This is a genomic window from Prauserella oleivorans (assembly GCF_042685745.1).
Taxonomy (GTDB): Bacteria; Actinomycetota; Actinomycetes; order Mycobacteriales; family Pseudonocardiaceae; genus Prauserella_A; species Prauserella_A oleivorans.
Map to the genome: position 1 here is coordinate 3085237 of NZ_JBHUNT010000001.1, position 16398 is coordinate 3101634.

At 70.0% G+C, this 16398-nt stretch carries 15 protein-coding genes; 6 read left to right on the forward strand and 9 right to left on the reverse strand.

Annotation, left to right across the window (positions count from 1 at the left end; all coding sequences use genetic code 11):
• Nucleotides 1-80 precede the first annotated feature (80 nt).
• The gene (locus ACFSZT_RS15000) at nt 81-1658 is read left to right on the forward strand and encodes a PucR family transcriptional regulator (protein WP_377391805.1); all 1578 of its coding nucleotides are present in this window, start codon (nt 81-83) and stop codon (nt 1656-1658) included.
• On the opposite strand, the gene ACFSZT_RS15005 is transcribed toward ACFSZT_RS15000, so the two are convergent.
• The 3 genes from ACFSZT_RS15005 to ACFSZT_RS15015 are packed head-to-tail and all read right to left on the reverse strand — an operon-like array spanning nt 1612 to nt 4614.
• Complete coding sequence (locus tag ACFSZT_RS15005) at nt 1612-2379, reverse strand: SDR family NAD(P)-dependent oxidoreductase (RefSeq protein WP_377391802.1); 768 nt, start codon at nt 2377-2379, stop codon at nt 1612-1614. The two genes, ACFSZT_RS15000 and ACFSZT_RS15005, sit on opposite strands and share 47 nt — an antisense overlap.
• A gap of 10 nt (nt 2380-2389) precedes the next feature.
• Complete coding sequence (locus tag ACFSZT_RS15010) at nt 2390-3424, reverse strand: phosphotransferase family protein (RefSeq protein ID WP_377391799.1); 1035 nt, start codon at nt 3422-3424, stop codon at nt 2390-2392.
• Entirely contained in the window at nt 3421-4614 is a 1194-nt protein-coding gene (locus ACFSZT_RS15015) for an acyl-CoA dehydrogenase family protein (protein WP_377391796.1), read from the reverse strand. The genes ACFSZT_RS15010 and ACFSZT_RS15015 overlap by 4 nt, the downstream gene beginning before the upstream one ends.
• A 131-nt stretch (nt 4615-4745) precedes the next feature.
• On the opposite strand from ACFSZT_RS15015, the gene ACFSZT_RS15020 reads away from it, so the two are divergent.
• Together ACFSZT_RS15020 and ACFSZT_RS15025 are read left to right on the forward strand one after the other, a co-directional pair.
• Nucleotides 4746-5318 carry a TetR/AcrR family transcriptional regulator gene (locus ACFSZT_RS15020; protein WP_377391794.1) on the forward strand — a complete coding sequence of 191 codons (573 nt, stop codon included), beginning with the start codon at nt 4746-4748 and terminating at the stop codon, nt 5316-5318.
• A 214-nt stretch (nt 5319-5532) separates the two neighbouring features.
• Nucleotides 5533-7593: an acyltransferase family protein gene (locus tag ACFSZT_RS15025; protein WP_377391791.1), complete on the forward strand. Its 2061-nt coding sequence runs from the start codon at nt 5533-5535 to the stop codon at nt 7591-7593.
• A gap of 95 nt (nt 7594-7688) precedes the next feature.
• Here the strand turns inward: ACFSZT_RS15025 and ACFSZT_RS15030 are convergent, their stop codons facing one another.
• On the reverse strand, nt 7689-8468 hold the full coding sequence (locus ACFSZT_RS15030) for an endonuclease I family protein (RefSeq protein ID WP_377391788.1): 780 nt from the start codon (nt 8466-8468) through the stop codon (nt 7689-7691).
• A 543-nt stretch (nt 8469-9011) separates the two neighbouring features.
• Here ACFSZT_RS15030 and ACFSZT_RS15035 point away from each other — a divergent pair.
• The 3 genes from ACFSZT_RS15035 to ACFSZT_RS15045 are packed head-to-tail and all read left to right on the forward strand — an operon-like array spanning nt 9012 to nt 12055.
• Nucleotides 9012-10226 (forward strand): quaternary amine ABC transporter ATP-binding protein, encoded by a 1215-nt coding sequence (locus tag ACFSZT_RS15035; RefSeq protein WP_377478273.1) that lies wholly within the window; start codon nt 9012-9014, stop codon nt 10224-10226.
• Nucleotides 10219-11109: an ABC transporter permease gene (locus ACFSZT_RS15040; RefSeq protein ID WP_377391783.1), complete on the forward strand. Its 891-nt coding sequence runs from the start codon at nt 10219-10221 to the stop codon at nt 11107-11109. The genes ACFSZT_RS15035 and ACFSZT_RS15040 overlap by 8 nt, the downstream gene beginning before the upstream one ends.
• Nucleotides 11110-11137: 28 nt before the next feature.
• Nucleotides 11138-12055, forward strand: coding sequence for a glycine betaine ABC transporter substrate-binding protein (locus ACFSZT_RS15045; protein ID WP_377391780.1), 918 nt, complete (start codon nt 11138-11140; stop codon nt 12053-12055).
• Between the two features lie 110 nt (nt 12056-12165).
• Here ACFSZT_RS15045 and ACFSZT_RS15050 read toward each other — a convergent pair whose 3' ends face one another.
• The 5 genes from ACFSZT_RS15050 to ACFSZT_RS15070 are packed head-to-tail and all read right to left on the reverse strand — an operon-like array spanning nt 12166 to nt 16397.
• Nucleotides 12166-12357 (reverse strand): hypothetical protein, encoded by a 192-nt coding sequence (locus tag ACFSZT_RS15050; protein ID WP_377391777.1) that lies wholly within the window; start codon nt 12355-12357, stop codon nt 12166-12168.
• Entirely contained in the window at nt 12354-13496 is a 1143-nt protein-coding gene (locus tag ACFSZT_RS15055; protein ID WP_377391774.1) for an acyl-CoA dehydrogenase family protein, read from the reverse strand. Before ACFSZT_RS15055 ends, ACFSZT_RS15050 begins: the two co-directional genes overlap by 4 nt.
• Before the next feature lie 8 nt (nt 13497-13504).
• On the reverse strand, nt 13505-13942 hold the full coding sequence (locus ACFSZT_RS15060; RefSeq protein WP_377392022.1) for a MaoC family dehydratase: 438 nt from the start codon (nt 13940-13942) through the stop codon (nt 13505-13507).
• A gap of 14 nt (nt 13943-13956) precedes the next feature.
• A complete protein-coding gene (locus ACFSZT_RS15065) occupies nt 13957-15510 on the reverse strand; it encodes an acyl-CoA synthetase (RefSeq protein WP_377391771.1) in 1554 nt (517 codons plus the stop codon).
• 8 nt (nt 15511-15518) lie between these two features.
• Entirely contained in the window at nt 15519-16397 is an 879-nt protein-coding gene (locus tag ACFSZT_RS15070) for an amidohydrolase family protein (RefSeq protein WP_377391769.1), read from the reverse strand.
• Between the last annotated feature and the right edge of the window lies 1 nt (nt 16398).

The window sequence follows — 16398 nt, forward strand, 5'->3', positions numbered from 1 at the left end:
CCGCCGTGGGTTGTCCGAGAACGACAAACGGTGCGGCCGATGTTGTCCGATCCGGGCAAACAGCGGGGTAAGGTCGGCCGGTGGTCACGCTCGATCGCCTCGTCAACGTCCTCGGCGGGTATGGCGCGCGGCTGATCGGGCCGCGGGCCGAGCGGGACGTCGAGCTGCACAGCGTCGCCATGCACGACCCCACGGCGGACGAGCCCGTGGTCGGCGACGTGTTCCTCGCCGTGGGCGTGCCGTCGGTGACCCGCGGCCTCGAGCTGGCGGCCCAGGCGCACTCCAGGGCCGTGCTGGTCCGTGGCGCGTCCGGCCCCGATACCGCCGAGCAGGCACGGCGCGCCGGTCTGGCCGTGCTTGTCGTCGACCCCGCCGTGTCCTGGAGCCAGGTCGCGGGCGCCGTGTACGGCCTCGTGCTCGAGGGCCGGGAGACCGAGGCGGGACGGGGTCCGAGTGACCTGTTCGCCCTCGCCGACACTCTGGCCGGCGCGGTCGGGGGAGCGGTGACCATCGAGGATCCGCACTCGCGGGTGATGGCGTACTCAGGGGCGCAGCAGGACGCCGACCCGGCCCGGCACGACACCATTCTCGGCAGGCGGGTGCCGGAGCCGGTCCGGGAGCTGTTCGAACGCCGGGGCGTGTTCGCCCACCTGGCGGCCTCCGACGCGCCACTGTTCGTGCCCGCCGCGCCGGAACACGGCCTGCACGGCCGGATGGTGGTCGCCGTGCGCGCCGGACGCGAGCTGCTCGGATCGGTGTGGGTTGCCTGCCGGGCGCCACTGGACGACCGGCGCCGCCGGGTCTTCGCCGAGGGCGCGCACACCGTCGCGCTGCACCTGCTGCGCTCCCGGATCAGCGCCGACCTCGAACGGCAGGTGGAGTCGGAGCTGGTGATCGAGCTGCTCGACGGCACCGCCGACGCGGCGGCCGTCATCGGCAAGCTCGGCCTGCCGCCCGGCCGCTTGCGCGTGGTCGCCCTGCAGGCGCACACCGACGAACGGCACGGGGCGATCCTGCTGGCCTTCGAACGCGCCACGACCGGTTTCGGCTGGTCCCGGCCCGGCCGCAGCACCATGTTCGGCAACACCGTGTACACCGTCCTGCCCGCGGGCGAGGACGCCGGCCCAGCCCGGGACTGGCTGCGCGACATCACCGCCGGGCTGCCCGGGCACGTCACGTTCGCCGCGGGCATCGGAGGCGCGGCAGGGCCCGGCGAGCTACCCGCGTCGCGACAGGAGGCCGACGAGAGCCTGGCCCTGCACGCGCTGCACCCGCACCGCGACGTCGTGAGCTACGAGCAGTCGTGGGACGAGATCCTCCTGCAGCGGCTGCGCACCGCCGCGTCGGCGGGCCGCATCCCCGACCGCGGGCCGATCGCCGAACTGGCCCGCCACGACGCCGTCCACGGCACCGGCTACCTCCGGACGCTACGGGCGTGGCTGGAATGCCATGGGGACCGGGTCGCCGCGGCGGCCGAACTCGGGGTGCACCAGAACACCGTGCGCTACCGGCTGCGCAAGATGGCGGAGATCGCCGACCTCGGCCTGGCCGATCCGCGCAAGCGCCTGGCCATGCTCATCACGCTGGCCGTGGCCGACGAGCCCGGGCCGTTCAGTGCCCGGACATTCCGCCGTCCACCGCCAGTGTCGCACCCGTGACGTAGGACGAGGCGGGACTCGCGAGGAACACCACCGCGGCGTCGAGCTCGTGCTGCTCGCCGAGCCTGCCCAGCGTGCTGGTCCGCCCCACGAACGACGTCAGTTGATCCTCCGGGATCTGGGCGGTCATCTCGCTGGCGAAGTAGCCGGGTGCGATCGCGTTGACGCGGATCCCGCGCCTGCCTGACCACTGCTGGGACAGGTCCCGCGTCAGGCCGATGACGCCGGCCTTGCTGGCGGCGTAGGCGGCCTGCGGAGCGTAGGACTTGATGAGCGCGAGCACGCTGCTGATGTTGACGATGCTCGAGCCGGCCTCCATCCGCCGCGCACACGCCTGCGCTGCCCAGTACGCGCCGTTGAGGTTGATGTCGACGACCCGGCGGAAGTCCTCCGGAGACTCCTTGAGCGCCGGGACCGCCGTGCCCACACCGGCGTTGTTGACCAGCACGTCGATCCGCCCGAACTCCTCGACGGCCGCGGCGGCCATGGCCTCGCAGCTGTCCGGATCGCCGACGTCGGTGGCCACGCACAGGGCGCGCCGGCCGGTGCCGCGGACCCGGTCGGCGACCTCCTGCAACCGGTCGGTGCGGCGCGCCGCGAGCACCACGTCGGCACCGGCCTGCGCGAGGGCGAGCGCGAATCCCGCGCCGAGCCCGGAACTCGCGCCGGTGACGACGGCGACCTTGCCGTCCAGCCGGAACAGGTCCAGCACGTTCGTCATGGCAGTCTCCTCACGTGGTCCGGGCGAGGGCACGCAGCCCGGTGGCGGCCAGCGGCGCGACCGCCTCGCCGACCAGCTCGAACCCGGAGCCGCGCGTCATCCCCTTGCGGAAGCGGGCGTGGATGCCCTCGGCGATCACCGCGATCTTGAAGTATCCGAGGCCGACGTAGAAGTCCAGCCTGCCCAGGTCCCGCCCGCTCACCTCGGCGTAGCGCTGGGCGAGGTCGTCGCCGGGTGGCATGTGCTCGCTGGTGGACGCCGCCGACCCGGCCAGCACGAGCGCGAACGCCGGGTCGGAGTACGCCAGATGCAGGCCCAGGTCGGCGAGCGGGTCGCCGAGCGTGGCCATCTCCCAGTCCACGACGGCGCGCACGCGCGCGGGGTCGGCCGGGTCGAGGATCGTGTTGTCGATGCGGTAGTCGCCGTGCACGATCGACGCGCCGCTCTCCTCCGGGCACGCCTCGGCCAGCCGTGCGTGCAGGGTGTCGATGTCCGGCAACGGCCGTGTCCGCACCCGCTGCCACTGGTCATACCACCGGCGCACCTGCCGGGCCAGGTACCCCTGCGGGCGGCCGAAGTCCCCGAGCCCGACGGCGTCCGGGTCGACGGCGTGCAGCCGGGCCAGCACGTCCACGAGCGCGTGCGCACAGCGCGCGATGTCGGCGCGGGAGAGGGTGTGCAGCTCCTCGGCGGTGCGGATGACACGTCCGTCGACGTACTCGACCAGGGCGAACGGCACGCCGAGCACGTCCTCCTCGTCGTACGCGACGGTCGGGGCGACCGGCACGTCGCTGCCGGTGAGCGCGGCGACGACGCGGTACTCGCGGGCCATGTCGTGAGCCGACGGCGTCAGCTCGCCCAGCGGCGGGCGGCGCAGCACCCACCGCTTGTCGCCGTCGCTGAGCAGGTAGGTGAGATTGGACCGTCCACCGTGGAGCAGTTCCGCCTCCAGGCTGCCGCCGAACCCCGGGACGTGCTCGGCGAAGAACCGTTCCAGCGCGGGCAGGTCCAGCCCGTCCAGTGTGGACTGCCCCGTGGCGCTCATCGGGTCGCCTCCGCGTCGTGCCGCCGCATGACCCGGCGGGCGATGGCCCAGCGGTGCGTCTCGGAGGGGCCGTCGTAGATGCGGAACGGGCGCACCTCGCGCAGGAACCGGCCCAGCAGCACGTCGCCGGAGATGCCGAGCGAGCCGCAGATCTGCACGGCCCGGTCGACCACCCGCCACACCGCCTCGGCGCAGAACGTCTTCGCGATCGCGGTCGACTGCGAACCCGAACGACCTTGGTCGAGTTCCCAGCACGCCTGCAGGATCAGCCCGCGCGAGGCGGCGATGTCGATCTCGTTGTCGGCGATCATCTGCTGCACCATGCCGAGGTCACCGAGCCGGGAGCCGAACACCTCCCGCTCGGCGGCACGGGCCACGGCGATGTCCTGGGCGCGGCGGGCGATGCCGAGCCAGCGCATGCAGTGCGTCATGCGCGCCGGGCCCAGCCGTACCTGGGCGTAGCGGAAGCCTTCGTCGACCTCGCCGAGCACGGCGTCGTCGGGAACGCGGCAATTGTCGAACACGAGCTCGATGTGCCCGCCGTAGAGGCTCTCGTCGAGCGTGTCGATGTGCCGGACCGTCTTCATGCCGGGGTTGTCGGCGTCGACGAGGAACATCGTGGCCCCGCCCGCCTCGCCCGGCTTCCCCGAGGTGCGCGCCATGCAGATCGCGAATCCCGCACCCTCGGCGCCGGTGATGAACCACTTGCGTCCCTCGATCCGCCAGCCGCCCTCCTCGCGCTCGGCGTAGGTCGTGAGCGCGCTGGGGTCGGACCCGGCACCCGGTGCGGGCTCGGTCATGGCGAAGCACGACCGGATCTCGCCCGAGGCGAGCGGACGCAGGTAGCGCTCCTTCTGCTCGTCGGTCGCGATGGCCTCGAGCATGTGCATGTTGCCCTCGTCGGGGGCGGCGATGTTCAGCGCGAGTGGCCCGAGCAGCGAATAGCCGGCCTCCTCGAAGACGGCGGCGCGGCCCCGCATGTCCAGCCCGTGCCCGCCGTACTCGGGCGCGACGTGCGGTGCGAACACGCCGGCGTCCTTGGCGGCCCGCTGCAGTTCGATGCGGACGTCCTCCGAGCGGGCGACCCCGCCCGTCCGTTCCTCGATCGGCACCACCACGTCGCGGACGAACTCGGCGGTGCGCCGCGCGAGGTCGGCGACGTCGGGGGTCGGGGTGAGGTCGACGGCCATGGCGCCTCCCAGCGTGCGGCTAACGAGTATTAGCCGCGACTGTAGCCGCCGGTGCTTCTACCCGGCAATGCCCATACCGGAGGCCACCGTCGGTGGCTACGATGGGTTAGCCGTCGCTCTGGAGGTGCCGCGTGGACCGGTCCGACCACATCCGTGCCGCCGCGCTGGAGCTGTTCACGCGCCAGGGCTACGAGGCCACGACCATGGCCGACATCGGCGCCGCGGTCGGCATGCGCGGGCCCAGCCTGTACAAGCACGTCGCGTCGAAGCAGGACCTGCTCGCCGGGATCATGACCGCGACCATGGTGTCCCTGCTCGCCGCGCATCACGCCGCGGTGGCGACCACCGGCGACCCCGTGGAGCGGCTGCGCCGGGCGACCGAGGCCCACGTCCGCTACCACGCCCGGCACCGGCTCGAGGCCTTCGTCGGCAACCGGGAGATCCGCAGCCTCGTCGAGCCGCACCGCGCCCGCGTGCTGGCCCTGCGTGCCGACTACGAGCGCTGCTTCCGGGAGCTCGTGCAGGCCGGTGTCACGGCGGGCGTGTTCCACGTCGGATCGGTGCGCCTGGCGTCCTACGCCGTGCTCGACCTCGGCATGGGCGTCTCGGCGTGGTACCGCGAGGACGGCGAGCTGTCCGAGGACACTGTCGTGTGGCAGTACAGCGAGTTCGCGCTGCGGCTGGTCGGCCACCGGCAGCCCTGACCCGGCGCCCGCGGTGGTGTGGACCCCGGGGTGGCCTGACCCACTTCCGCGATGCCCGGTCATTTACCCACCACCTGCTCTGGATAGAGTCGCCCGGCTGTCCGCGCACGCCGTGCCGGTTCGGGGCCGCACGGCGCACCTGGGGTGCGGCCGGTCCGGGCAACCACCACCGGTCGTCAGGCGTCGGACATGTCGAGAGCCGTGGAGGACCGAGATGACTCTGCTTCGAGCGACGGCGCCCGAAGGAGGCGTGGCCGCGCCGCGGGCGCCCCGCAAGTTCAGGCCGGAGCTGCAAGGCCTGCGGGCACTGGCGGCCGGACTCGTGGTCGTCTACCACGTGTGGCTGGACCGGATCTCCGGCGGCGTCGACGTCTTCTTCCTGGTCTCCGGGTTCCTCATCACCGGTCAGCTCGTGCGCGCGAGTCTGCGCGGCCGCATCGAGTTCCGCCCGATGTGGGGCCGGATGATCAAGCGGCTCTTCCCGGCCGCGCTCACCGTGCTGGCCGCCACGATGGTGGCCGCGTTCGTCTGGCTGCCCGAACATCGGTGGTTCCAGACGATCAAGGAAATCGTCGCCTCGGCCCTGTACGTCGAGAACTGGCAGCTGGCGGCCGACTCGGTGGACTACTTCGCCCAGCACGGCTCGGCCAGCGTGGTACAGCACTTCTGGTCGCTGTCCATCCAGGGGCAGTTCTACCTCGTGTGGCCGGTGCTGATCGCCACGGTCGCGCTGCTCGCCCGGCGTGCCGGCTGGGGGCTGCGCCGCACCGTGTTCGTGACCCTGGCCGTCCTGTTCACGGTGTCGCTGGCGTACTCGGTGTACCTGACCGCGGTGAACCAGCCGTTCGCGTACTTCACGTCGCTGACGCGCGTATGGGAGTTCGCGCTGGGTGGCCTGCTCGCGCTGGCGATCGATCGCATCGCGCTGCCGCGGGCGCTGCGGATCCTGCTCGGCTGGATCGGCGTCGCGGGCCTGGTGTCGTGCGGGCTGGTGCTGCAGGTCGGCACCATGTTCCCGGGCTACGTGGCGCTGTGGCCGATGGTGTCGGCTGCGCTGGTGCTGATCGCCGGCTTCACCGGCAGCCGTCTCGGCGCGGACCGGTTCCTCTCGTCGCGGCCCGCCGTCTACCTCGGCAACATCAGCTACGCGCTGTACCTCTGGCACTGGCCGGTGCTGCTGTTCTACCTGATCGCGCGCGGTCGCGAGGAGGTCGGCTTCCGCGGTGGTGCCGTCATCATCGCGATCGCGCTCGCGCTGTCGGTGCTGACGTACCACCTCGTCGAGAAGCCCGTGCGCGAGTCCCGGATCGGCACCACCACGCGGTGGGGCGCCTACCGGTTCGGCGTGCTGGTGCTGGCGCCCGTGCTGGTCGGCGCGGGGGCGTGGCAGTACGTCGCGACCGAGCGGGCGTCGTACGTGCTCGACCTGGACGACGCCCGGCACCCGGGCGCGCAGGCGGTGGTCACCGGGGCGCCGCTGTTCGACCCCGAGGCGACGGTGGTGCCGCCGCTGGCCGCCCTGCAGGACCAGCACCTGCACTTCCCGGACGAGCAGTGCACGCAGTCGCCGCGGCACCAGGACCTGCGCATCTGCAGCATCGACCCCGCCGGTCCGCCCGCGAAACGCATCGTCGTCGCCGGCGACTCACACGCCCTGCAGTTCGTCACGGCGCTCGAACCGCTCGTGCGGCAGCGCGGCTACCAGATCGTCTCGATGTTCAAGCCCGGCTGCCCGTTCACCGCGACCGTGGGGGACCACCTGCCGGACGGTTGTGTGGACTGGAACGCCGCGGCGCTGCAGGAGATCGTGGAGAGCGGGCCCGACGCGGTGGTGACCATGGCCACCCGGGACGTGCGGCTCGGCCTGACGGAATGGGCTCCCGCGGGTTATGTGGAGCAGTGGCGGCGGCTCGACGCCGCCGGCATCCCGGTGGTCGCGGTGCGGGACAACCCGCGGTTCAGTTTCGCGCCGCCCGAGTGCGTGCAGCAGCACGGCTTCGACTCCCGGGACTGCGCGCGGCTGAGGTCGAAGCTGCTGGCGCCGGTACCGCCGTACGAGTCGGCGCCGGGCGTGCCGCCGAACGTGTCGTTCCTCGACTTCTCCGAGTACTTCTGCCCGGGTGAGCTGTGCCCGCCGGTGATCGGCAACGTGCTCGTCTACATGGACGACAACCACGTCAGCAAGGCCTACATGGAGACTCTGGCGCCGATCGCGAGCGAGGAGCTCGTGCGCACCCTCGGCTGGACCGATCCGGTGGTCGCCGCGCCGCGCTGACCGGCTCACCGATCCGCCAGGCCGCGCCGGCGCCGGGCGCTCCGTGGCGAGGGCCAGGGGTCCGGCCGCGGCAGGCCGGCCGGACCCCGAGGGCCTCAGAGCCAGATCTCCTGTGCCCACTCGGGATGGTCGATGAACGGGTTGCGGTTGTGCTGGTACCGCTCGTAGATCAGGTCGTTGCGGCGGCGTTCGGCGTCGTCCACCGGGTCCGCCTGGTGCCATTCCAGCAGCACCGACGACCGGCCCATATACGGTGCCGAGTCGTTGCCGACCTGATCGTTGAGCTCGAGGTCGGCGTAGCCGTCGTCGCCCTCGTAGCGCACGGCCATGTAGAAGATCATGCGCGCGACGTCCCCCTTGACCTCGTCGCGCGGCTCGAACGATTCGTCGTCGGTGTAGTTGCCCGGCGCGCCCGCGACTTCCCCGCCGCCGTTGTCGAAGTCCTTGTTGCCCCGCTCGCTGTTCACCTGCACGTCGGTGGGGCGGAGGTGATGCAGGTCCGTTCCCGGCCCCTCGGTGCCGAAGTCGCCGTGGGACTTCGCCCACACGTGCTCCCGGTTCCAGTCGCCGACGTTCCCGCCGTTGCTGTCCTCGCTGCGTGACTCCCCGCTGTAGAGCAGGATGACGTTCGCCGGGTCGGCCGGGTCGGCGTCGGTCTCCTTGAGCGCGTCCCACACCTCGTCGTAGGACAGGGTGGAGCTCTCGCTGATGATGTCGTGCAGCGCGGACTCCAGTTCCGCACCGGTCAGGCCTTCGGCGCTGTCGTAGTAGCCGGCGGGCGGTTCCGCCGTGGCGACCGCCGGAGTGGACATCCCCGCGGTGAGCGTGACGGCCGACAACGCTCCCGCCACCCAGCGGGCGGTAGGTGTTCGCATCCCAGGACCTCGTTTCTGACGTCGTCACAAGGGCGGGCCCACCGTCACACGGAGCCGGGCCCGGCCAATACCGACGAACGTCGGCGAACCACGTGAACACCTCGTGTCGCCATGGCGACCGCGCGGTGTGCGGCGAATTCACGCGAGTCCGGGTGCAGTGGAATAGGCCATTCGGCCGTACGTGGAATGGGCCGAACAGTGGTGCCGGAAATGGTGTGGCGCGGCAGGCGGGAAGAAACGCATAAATGTTGCGTTGCATCTCTGTTTCCCTGCTGGCCCGTGGCACCCGGAATGGCCGGGTCGCCGGCGGTGTTCAGCGCTGTTCTGGTCGGCTCCGCGTGGGACGTGTGCGCGTTCTGTCAACAGTCCAGGGCGTGACTAGACCATTCCGGTGCCGTGTCGCTCCCGATTCGTCATCAATTCTGGGCTCGATTGTTATCGAGCAGGTTCGATGGTTGCCTACGGTGACCGGACGATCTCCATGGGTAAGTCGAATAGGGTACGAACACGTCCGCGAGATCGTCGTGAAAGGACCCGGGGAACTTGCCCACAGTTCGAGCCGAAAACCTGTACAAGGTATTCGGGCGGCGTGCACGGGATGCCGTGCGACTGCTCGAGGGCGGTGCCCAACCGTCCGAATTGGATCTGCCTGGAACGACCGCTGCCGTGGTGGACGCGTCGTTCGAGGTGAGATCCGGCGAGATCTTCGTCGTGATGGGCCTTTCCGGATCGGGAAAGTCCACATTGCTCCGCATGCTCAACGGCATCCTGCCGGCCACCTCCGGCCATGTGTACGTCGACGACGCCGACATCACCGCCATGTCGCCGAAAGAGCTCCGGGACATGCGCAGACGCACGATGAGCATGGTGTTCCAGCATTTCGCCCTGTTCCCGCACCGTACGGTCCTGCAGAACGCGGCCTACGGTCTGCAGGTGCAGGGTGTGCCGAAGGAGCAACGCCTCGGACGTGCCCGCGCCGCACTCGAGCTGGTCGGCCTCTCCGGCTGGGAGGAACGGCTGCCCGAGCAACTCTCGGGCGGAATGCGACAGCGTGTCGGGCTGGCCAGGGCGCTCGCCGCCGACACCGACGTGCTGCTGATGGACGAGGCGTTCAGCGCGCTCGACCCGCTCATCAGGCGGGAGATGCAGGACCAGTTGCTGTCCCTGCAGAGCCGGCTCGGCAAGACGATCGTCTTCATCACCCACGACCTCAACGAGGCGATGCGGCTCGGCGACCGGATCGCCATGATGCGCCAGGGCCGGATCGTCCAGATCGGCACCGCGGAAGAGATCCTGACGCACCCGGCGGACGACTACGTCGCCCAGTTCGTGCAGGACGTCGATCGCTCCCGGGTGCTCACCGCACGCTCGGTGATGGACAAGCCGGTGCTCACCGTCGGCGTGGCCGTGGAGCCGGACACGGCGCTGCGGATCATGCACGACCACGGGCTCCCGGCGCTGTTCGTCGTGGACGAGGGCGGCCGGCTGCGCGGCGTGCTGACCGAGAGCGCCACCGCGAGTGCCGCCCGCAGCGGCCGCGCCGTCGGCGAGTTCCTCGCAGAGGACGTCGCCACGGTCGCACCCGACACACCGGTGAACGACATGTTCGCCCTCGCGGCCGCGAGCCCGGTGCCGTTGGCGGTCGTCGACGAGGACGGCAGGCTCGCCGGCCTTGTCCCGCAGTCGGCGCTGCTGGCCGCGCTCGGCGAGGTCGGCCAGGCCGCCACGGAGCCCGAGAAGGAGGCCGCCGATGCGTGAGTTGCTCGCCCAGTCCGGCTGGGAGGTGCCGAGGATCCCGCTCGGTGACTGGTTCGAAGACGCTGTCGACTGGCTCTACGACAGCCTGGGTGACGTGTTCGACGCGATCTCGGAAGGCTTCGACACCATCGTCACCGCGGTCGCCGACGTGCTCACCTGGCCGCCGACGTGGGTGATGATCCTCGTGTTCGGTGCGCTCGCGTTCTGGTTGCGGGGCTGGAAGTTCGGTGTCGCCGCGCTGATCGGCTTCGCGCTGCTGGACTCGCTCGATTCGTTCGGCAGCGCGATGCAGACCTTGGCGCTGGTGCTGCTCGCCGGGGTGATCGCGGTGGTCGTCGCGGTGCCGGTCGGGATTCTCGGCGCCCGCAGCGAGGGCGCGAGCCGCGTCATCAAGCCGGTGATGGACTTCCTGCAGACGATGCCCGCGTTCGTCTACCTGATCCCGGCCGTGATCTTCTTCGGCATCGGTGTGGGCCCCGGCATCGTCGCCACCGTCGTCTTCGCGTTGCCGCCGGGAGTGCGGCTCACCGAGCTCGGCATCCGGCAGGTCGACCGCGAGATGGTCGAGGCGGGGGAGGCCTTCGGCAGCTCGCCCGGCAGGATCCTCACCGGCATCCAGATCCCGCTGGCCATGCCGTCGATCATGGCGGGCGTCAACCAGATCATCATGCTGTCGCTGTCGATGGTCGTCATCGCGGGCATGGTGGGCACTCCCGGACTCGGCGCCGACGTCTTCGGGGCGATCTCCAATCTGGACCAGGCCGGCGGTTTCGAGGCCGGCCTGAGCGTGGTGATCCTGGCGATCTATCTCGACCGGCTCACCGCGTCACTGTCCGCGAAGTCCGCGGTGAGCCGCGCGCGCAAGCTCGCCGGTGCGGCATGAAAACCAGCATGCCAGGAAAGGAGAAGGAATGAGACGCACGAGATTCGGGCGGGTGCTGTCGCTGTTCGCGGCTCTGCTGGCCGTTGTCATGGTGGCCACGGCCTGTGGTGGTGACGACGGTGCCCAAGGCGAAGGCGGCGGCGAGGGCGGCGGGGACCGGAACCTCACCATCGGCTACATCGCCTGGGACGAGAACATCGCGCTCGCGCACCTGTTCAAGGCCCAGCTCGAGGAACGGGGCTACACGGTCGAACTGCGCCAGCTCGATGTGGCGCCGACGTGGCAGGCTCTCGCGCAGGGCGAGATCGACCTGTTCCAGGACGCGTGGCTGCCCACCACGCACGCCACCTACTGGGAGCAGTACCAGGACCAGGTCGAGGACCTTGGCGTGTGGTACGACCAGGCGACCCTGAACATCGCCGTGCCGTCCTACGTGAAGAACGTCAATTCGATCGAGGACCTGAAGAACAACGCCGGCATGTTCAACGGCACGATCACCGGCATCGAACCGGGTGCCGGGCTGACGCGCATCACCCAGGACGAGGTCATCCCGCAGTACGGCCTGCAGGGCACGCTGAACCTTCAGACGTCGTCGACCACGGCGATGCTGAGCGAGCTGCACTCCGCCATCCAGCGCCAGGAGCCGATCGTCGTGACGCTGTGGCACCCTCACTGGGCGTACTCGCGCTACGACCTGAAGGACCTGCAAGACCCGAAGGGGGCCCTGGGTAAGGCCGAGGAGCTGCACATGCTCGGCCGCGAAGGCTTCAGCCAGGACTTCCCGCAGCTGGCGGGAGCCCTCAAGTCGTTCAAGATGACCGACGAACAGCTCGGTTCGCTGGAGGACAAGATCCAGGAGGCAGGCTCCGGCCAGGAGCTGCAGGCGGCCACGGAATGGGCCAACGAGAACAAGAATGTCGTCGACGGCATGTTCGGTAACGTCTGAGAACTCCACCTCGGATGGCGGGTGCCTGGGTTGGGTGCCCGCCATCCGGCGTTTCCGCCCCGACCCGTCCAGTTCGATGTGGACTGTCGTCTCGGTGCGCAGTGGGCCCGTCACGGATCGTCGCGAAACGCTGCGGCAGTCTCGCCGACGGACATGGCCTCCACCAGGCAGGTCAGTCGTGGGTCGCGGCGCAGGGTGACGGCCTTCTGCGACTCGACCTTCGTCTCGACGCCCGTGGGTTGACCATCAAGGGCGCGGGCGTCCCGGCGCGGGTGGCCGGGACGCCCGTCCGCCGAGGTCACGCCAGCAGCGAGCGGCCGATGACCTCCTTCATGATCTCGGTGGTGCCGCCGTAGATGGTCTGGACACGGGAATCGAGGAATGCCCGTGCGATGGGGAACTCCAGTGTGTAGCCGTAGCCGCCGTGCATCTGCAGACACCGGGCGATGACCCGTTGTGCCAGCTCGCTGGCCCACCACTTCGCCTTCGCGGCCTCGACCGGCGACAGTGTGCCGGCGTTCAACGCCAGCACGCTGCGCTCGATGAAGGCACGCGTCACGTCCACCTCGGTGGCCATCTCGGCGAGCCCGAACTTGGTGTGCTGGAACTGCGCGATCGGGGTGCCGAACGCGCTGCGCTCCCTCGTGTAGCCGACCGTCCAGTTCACCGCCGCCTCGGCGATGGCCAGTGAGTAACAGGCGATCGACATCCGTTCCTTCGGCAGGCGCTCCATCACGTGTGGGAAACCCCGGCCCACCGTGCCGAGCACGTTCTCGCCGGGGACGCGAACGTCGTCGAAGAACAGTTCGGACACGGCCTCGCCGCGCCTGCCGATCGTCTCCATCGCGGTGCCCGAGCTGAACCCCGGCATGCCGCGCTCGACGATGAACAGGCTGAAGCGCGGTTTGCCGTCGTCCTCACCGGAACGGGCGAGGACGACGACGAAGTCGGCGTGCTCGCCGTTGGTGATGAACGTCTTGCTCCCGTTCAGCACCCAGTCGCCGCCCTCCTGCCGCGCGAGGGTGCGCACACCGCGCAGGTCGCTGCCCGCTCCGGGTTCGGTCATGGCGATGGCCGTGGTGAGGGTGCCGTCGCACAGGCCCGGGATGAGGCGCTTCTTCTGCTCGTCGGTCGCGAGGTCGAGCAGGTACGGCCCCACCAGGTCGTCCACGAGGCTGAACGCGGCGTTCACCGAGGCGGCGCCCACGCGTGCGAGTTCCTCCATGACGATGAACCGGTACCGGTAGTCGGGCTCACCCCCGCCGCCGTACTCCTCGGGCAGGCTCAGCCCGAGCAAGCCCTGTGCGGCGGCCTTGCGCCACAGCTCCGGATCGATCCGGCCCGCCCGTTCCCAGGCCGCTACGTTTGGTTCGACCTCGCGCCGGACGAACGTGCGCACCGTCTGGCGCCAGAATTCGTGTTCGGGCTCGTAAAAGCTCATGATCCCACTCAGAAGTAGTGCCGGTAGACGGCCTGGGCGACGCAGGCGGGCTTGTCGGCGTTCTCGACCTCGACGGTGAAGTTCAGGGTCGTCTCGACACCGTTGCCCTTGACCTCCACCACGTTCTCCACGGCACCACGCAGGCGGATGCGCGAGCCGACCAGCACGGGGGAGGGGAAGCGCACCTTGTTCAGCCCGTAGTTCACGGCCATGCGAGCGCCTTCGATCTTCAGCAGCCGGGTGAACTGCGGGATGATCAGGGAGAGCGTCAGGTAGCCGTGAGCGATCAGATCGCCGAACGGCGATTCGGCCGCTCGCGCGGTGTCGACGTGAATCCATTGGTGGTCGTCGGTGGCGTCGGCGAAGGTGTTCACCCGGTCCTGGGTGATCTCCATCCAGTCGGTGCGACCCAGATCCGAGCCCGCGAGCTTCTTCAGCCCGTCCATACCGTCCACAGTGATCACGAGTTGTCCTTTCCGAGGGTGCTGGTGGGTGTGGCGCTCAGCGGGTAGCGGTCCCGGAGCCGGTTCTTGAGCAGCTTGCCGGAGGGGTTGCGAGGCAGCTCGGAAACGAAGACGACCGATTTGGGAACCTTGAACTTCGCGAGCCGCTCGGTCGCGTAGCCGATGATGTCGTCGGCGGACGGCGGCTCCGCGGTGGCGGGAACGATGAGGGCGCGACCCACCTCACCCCACGTCGGGTCCGGCACGCCGATCACGGCGCAGTCCCGCACGGCCGGGTGGCCGTGCAGAATCTGTTCCACCTCGGCCGGGTAGACGTTCTCGCCACCCGAGATGTACATGTCCTTGATCCGGTCGACAATGGACACGTCACCGTCGTCGTCCACGGTGGCCAGATCGCCCGAGCGGAACCACTTCCCCCCGGCGAAGCTCGCCTCCGTGGCGTCGGGCCGGTTCCAGTAGCCGGACATGACGTTGGGCCCCTGGACGAGTACCTCGCCGACCTCGCCAGGCCCGACGTCGCGACCCTCGGCGTCCACGACACGGACATCGACGAAGAAGTGCGGTCTGCCGACCGCGCCCACCTTGTCGGCCGCCCGGGTGGGCGGCAGGTACAGCGCACCCGGACCGGTCTCCGTCATGCCGTAGCCCTGGCTGAACGCGATGCCGCGGTCGAGGTAGGTCCGGATGAGGGTGAGCGGTGCGGCCGATCCGCCACTGCTGGCCCGGCGCACCGACGACAGGTCGGTCTCCGGCCAGCGCTGCGGCCTGGTGAGCGCCTCGAAGATCGTCGGCACACCGTGCAGGTGCGTGATGCGGTACCGCTGGACGATGTCCAGGGTGCGTTCGGGATCGAACGCGTCGACGAGCACCACCGTGCCGCCCTTGAGCATGATCGGCAAGCAGTTCATGCTCAGCGCGGCCGCGTGGAAGAGGGGAGCGACCACGAGCGACACCTCGTCACTGCGCAGGTCGACGTCGACGACGACATCCATCGCGTTCCACGTCAGGTTGCCGTGGGTCAGCACGGCTCCCTTCGGCATCCCGGTGGTGCCGGAGGTGTACATGATCAGGCAGGGGTCGTCCAGCGACACGTCCTCGTCGATCGCCGTGTCCTCGCCCGCGTCGACGAAGGCGTTCCATTCGTCCTCACCGGGTTCCGTGCCGACCTGCAGCGTGCGGACGCCGGATGCGGCGCTCGCCTCGCCCGCGTGGGCGGCGCGGCCGGTGTCGTGGACGAGCACCGCTGCCCCGCAGTCGCCGGCCAGGGCCGCGATCTCCCGCCCGGCGAGTCGCATGTTCAGCGGAACGAACACCGCGCCCAGCGTCCCCGCGGCGAAGAACGCCTCGAGGAACGCCGGATGGTTGGCGCCCACGTAGGCCACTCGATCCCCGCGACCCACCCCGAGCTTCCGCAAGCCGTTGGCCGCACGCGTGACGCGAGCGGCGAACTCCCGGTAGGTGAGCGTGCGGTCTCCGTGGACGATCGCGGCGCGCCCGGGGTTTCGCCGCGCGCATCGCCGGGGCCAGGAGCCGATGCCGTTGTTGCGCACAGTGCTTCCTATTCCTTCGCCAGCCCGAACAGCCGGGCCGCGTTGTCCTTGAGAATCCTCGGCCGTACCTCGTCCTTGATGTCCAGCGCGGCGAAATCGGTCAGCCACCGGTCGGGAGTGATCAGCGGATAGTCCGAACCGAACAGCACCTTGTCCTTGAGCAGGCTGTTGGCATACCGGACCAGCTGCGGCGGGAAATACTTCGGCGACCACCCGGACAGGTCGATGTAGACATACGGTTTATGCACGGCCACGGCGAGTGCCTCGTCCTGCCACGGAAACGACGGGTGCGCGAGAATGATCCGCAGCTCGGGGAAATCCACGGCGACGTCGTCGATCAGCATCGGGTTGGAGTGCCGCAGGCGAACCCCCGCGCCGCCGGGGATGCCCGCCCCGATGCCCGTCTGTCCGGTGTGGAACAGCGCCGGCACGCCGAGCTCCTCGATCGCCTCGTACAGCGGGTACGCTTGGCGGTCGTTCGGGTCCATGCCCTGCAGGCTCGGATGGAACTTGAAACCCCGCACCCCGTAGTCGCGGACCAGCTTCCGGGCCATCCTGACCCCCGCCGCCCCCCGCCAGGGGTCGACGCTGGCGAACGGGATGAGCACGTCGGGGTGCTTGGCGCACTCCTCGGCGACGACCTCGTTCGGTACGGGAGGGTGGCCGAGCTGGTGTTCCGCGTCGACCGTGAACACGACCGCGGCCATCTTCCGCTCGCGGTAGTACTGCGCGGTTTCCGCAACGGTCGGAGTCCTCGGACCCTTCGTGCCGAAGTGCTTCCCGGAGGCCTCCCGCAGCTCGCGCGGCAGCGAGGTGTGGCCGTCGGGCGAGATGTTGGCGTGGACGTGGACGTCGATCGCGACGAGATCGTCGAGGTTGATTCCCATG

What these genes read in the sequence shown, in the direction of transcription:
- ACFSZT_RS15070 (WP_377391769.1), bottom strand. Translation starts at nt 16,397, where the DNA reads ATGGGAATCAACCTCGACGATCTCGTCGCGATCGACGTCCACGTCCAC.
- ACFSZT_RS15055 (WP_377391774.1), bottom strand. Translation starts at nt 13,496, where the DNA reads ATGAGCTTTTACGAGCCCGAACACGAATTCTGGCGCCAGACGGTGCGC.
- ACFSZT_RS15030 (WP_377391788.1), bottom strand. Translation starts at nt 8,468, where the DNA reads ATGCGAACACCTACCGCCCGCTGGGTGGCGGGAGCGTTGTCGGCCGTC.
- ACFSZT_RS15060 (WP_377392022.1), bottom strand. Translation starts at nt 13,942, where the DNA reads ATGGACGGGCTGAAGAAGCTCGCGGGCTCGGATCTGGGTCGCACCGAC.
- ACFSZT_RS15045 (WP_377391780.1), top strand. Translation starts at nt 11,138, where the DNA reads ATGAGACGCACGAGATTCGGGCGGGTGCTGTCGCTGTTCGCGGCTCTG.
- ACFSZT_RS15010 (WP_377391799.1), bottom strand. Translation starts at nt 3,424, where the DNA reads ATGAGCGCCACGGGGCAGTCCACACTGGACGGGCTGGACCTGCCCGCG.
- ACFSZT_RS15005 (WP_377391802.1), bottom strand. Translation starts at nt 2,379, where the DNA reads ATGACGAACGTGCTGGACCTGTTCCGGCTGGACGGCAAGGTCGCCGTC.
- ACFSZT_RS15025 (WP_377391791.1), top strand. Translation starts at nt 5,533, where the DNA reads ATGACTCTGCTTCGAGCGACGGCGCCCGAAGGAGGCGTGGCCGCGCCG.
- ACFSZT_RS15040 (WP_377391783.1), top strand. Translation starts at nt 10,219, where the DNA reads ATGCGTGAGTTGCTCGCCCAGTCCGGCTGGGAGGTGCCGAGGATCCCG.
- ACFSZT_RS15015 (WP_377391796.1), bottom strand. Translation starts at nt 4,614, where the DNA reads ATGGCCGTCGACCTCACCCCGACCCCCGACGTCGCCGACCTCGCGCGG.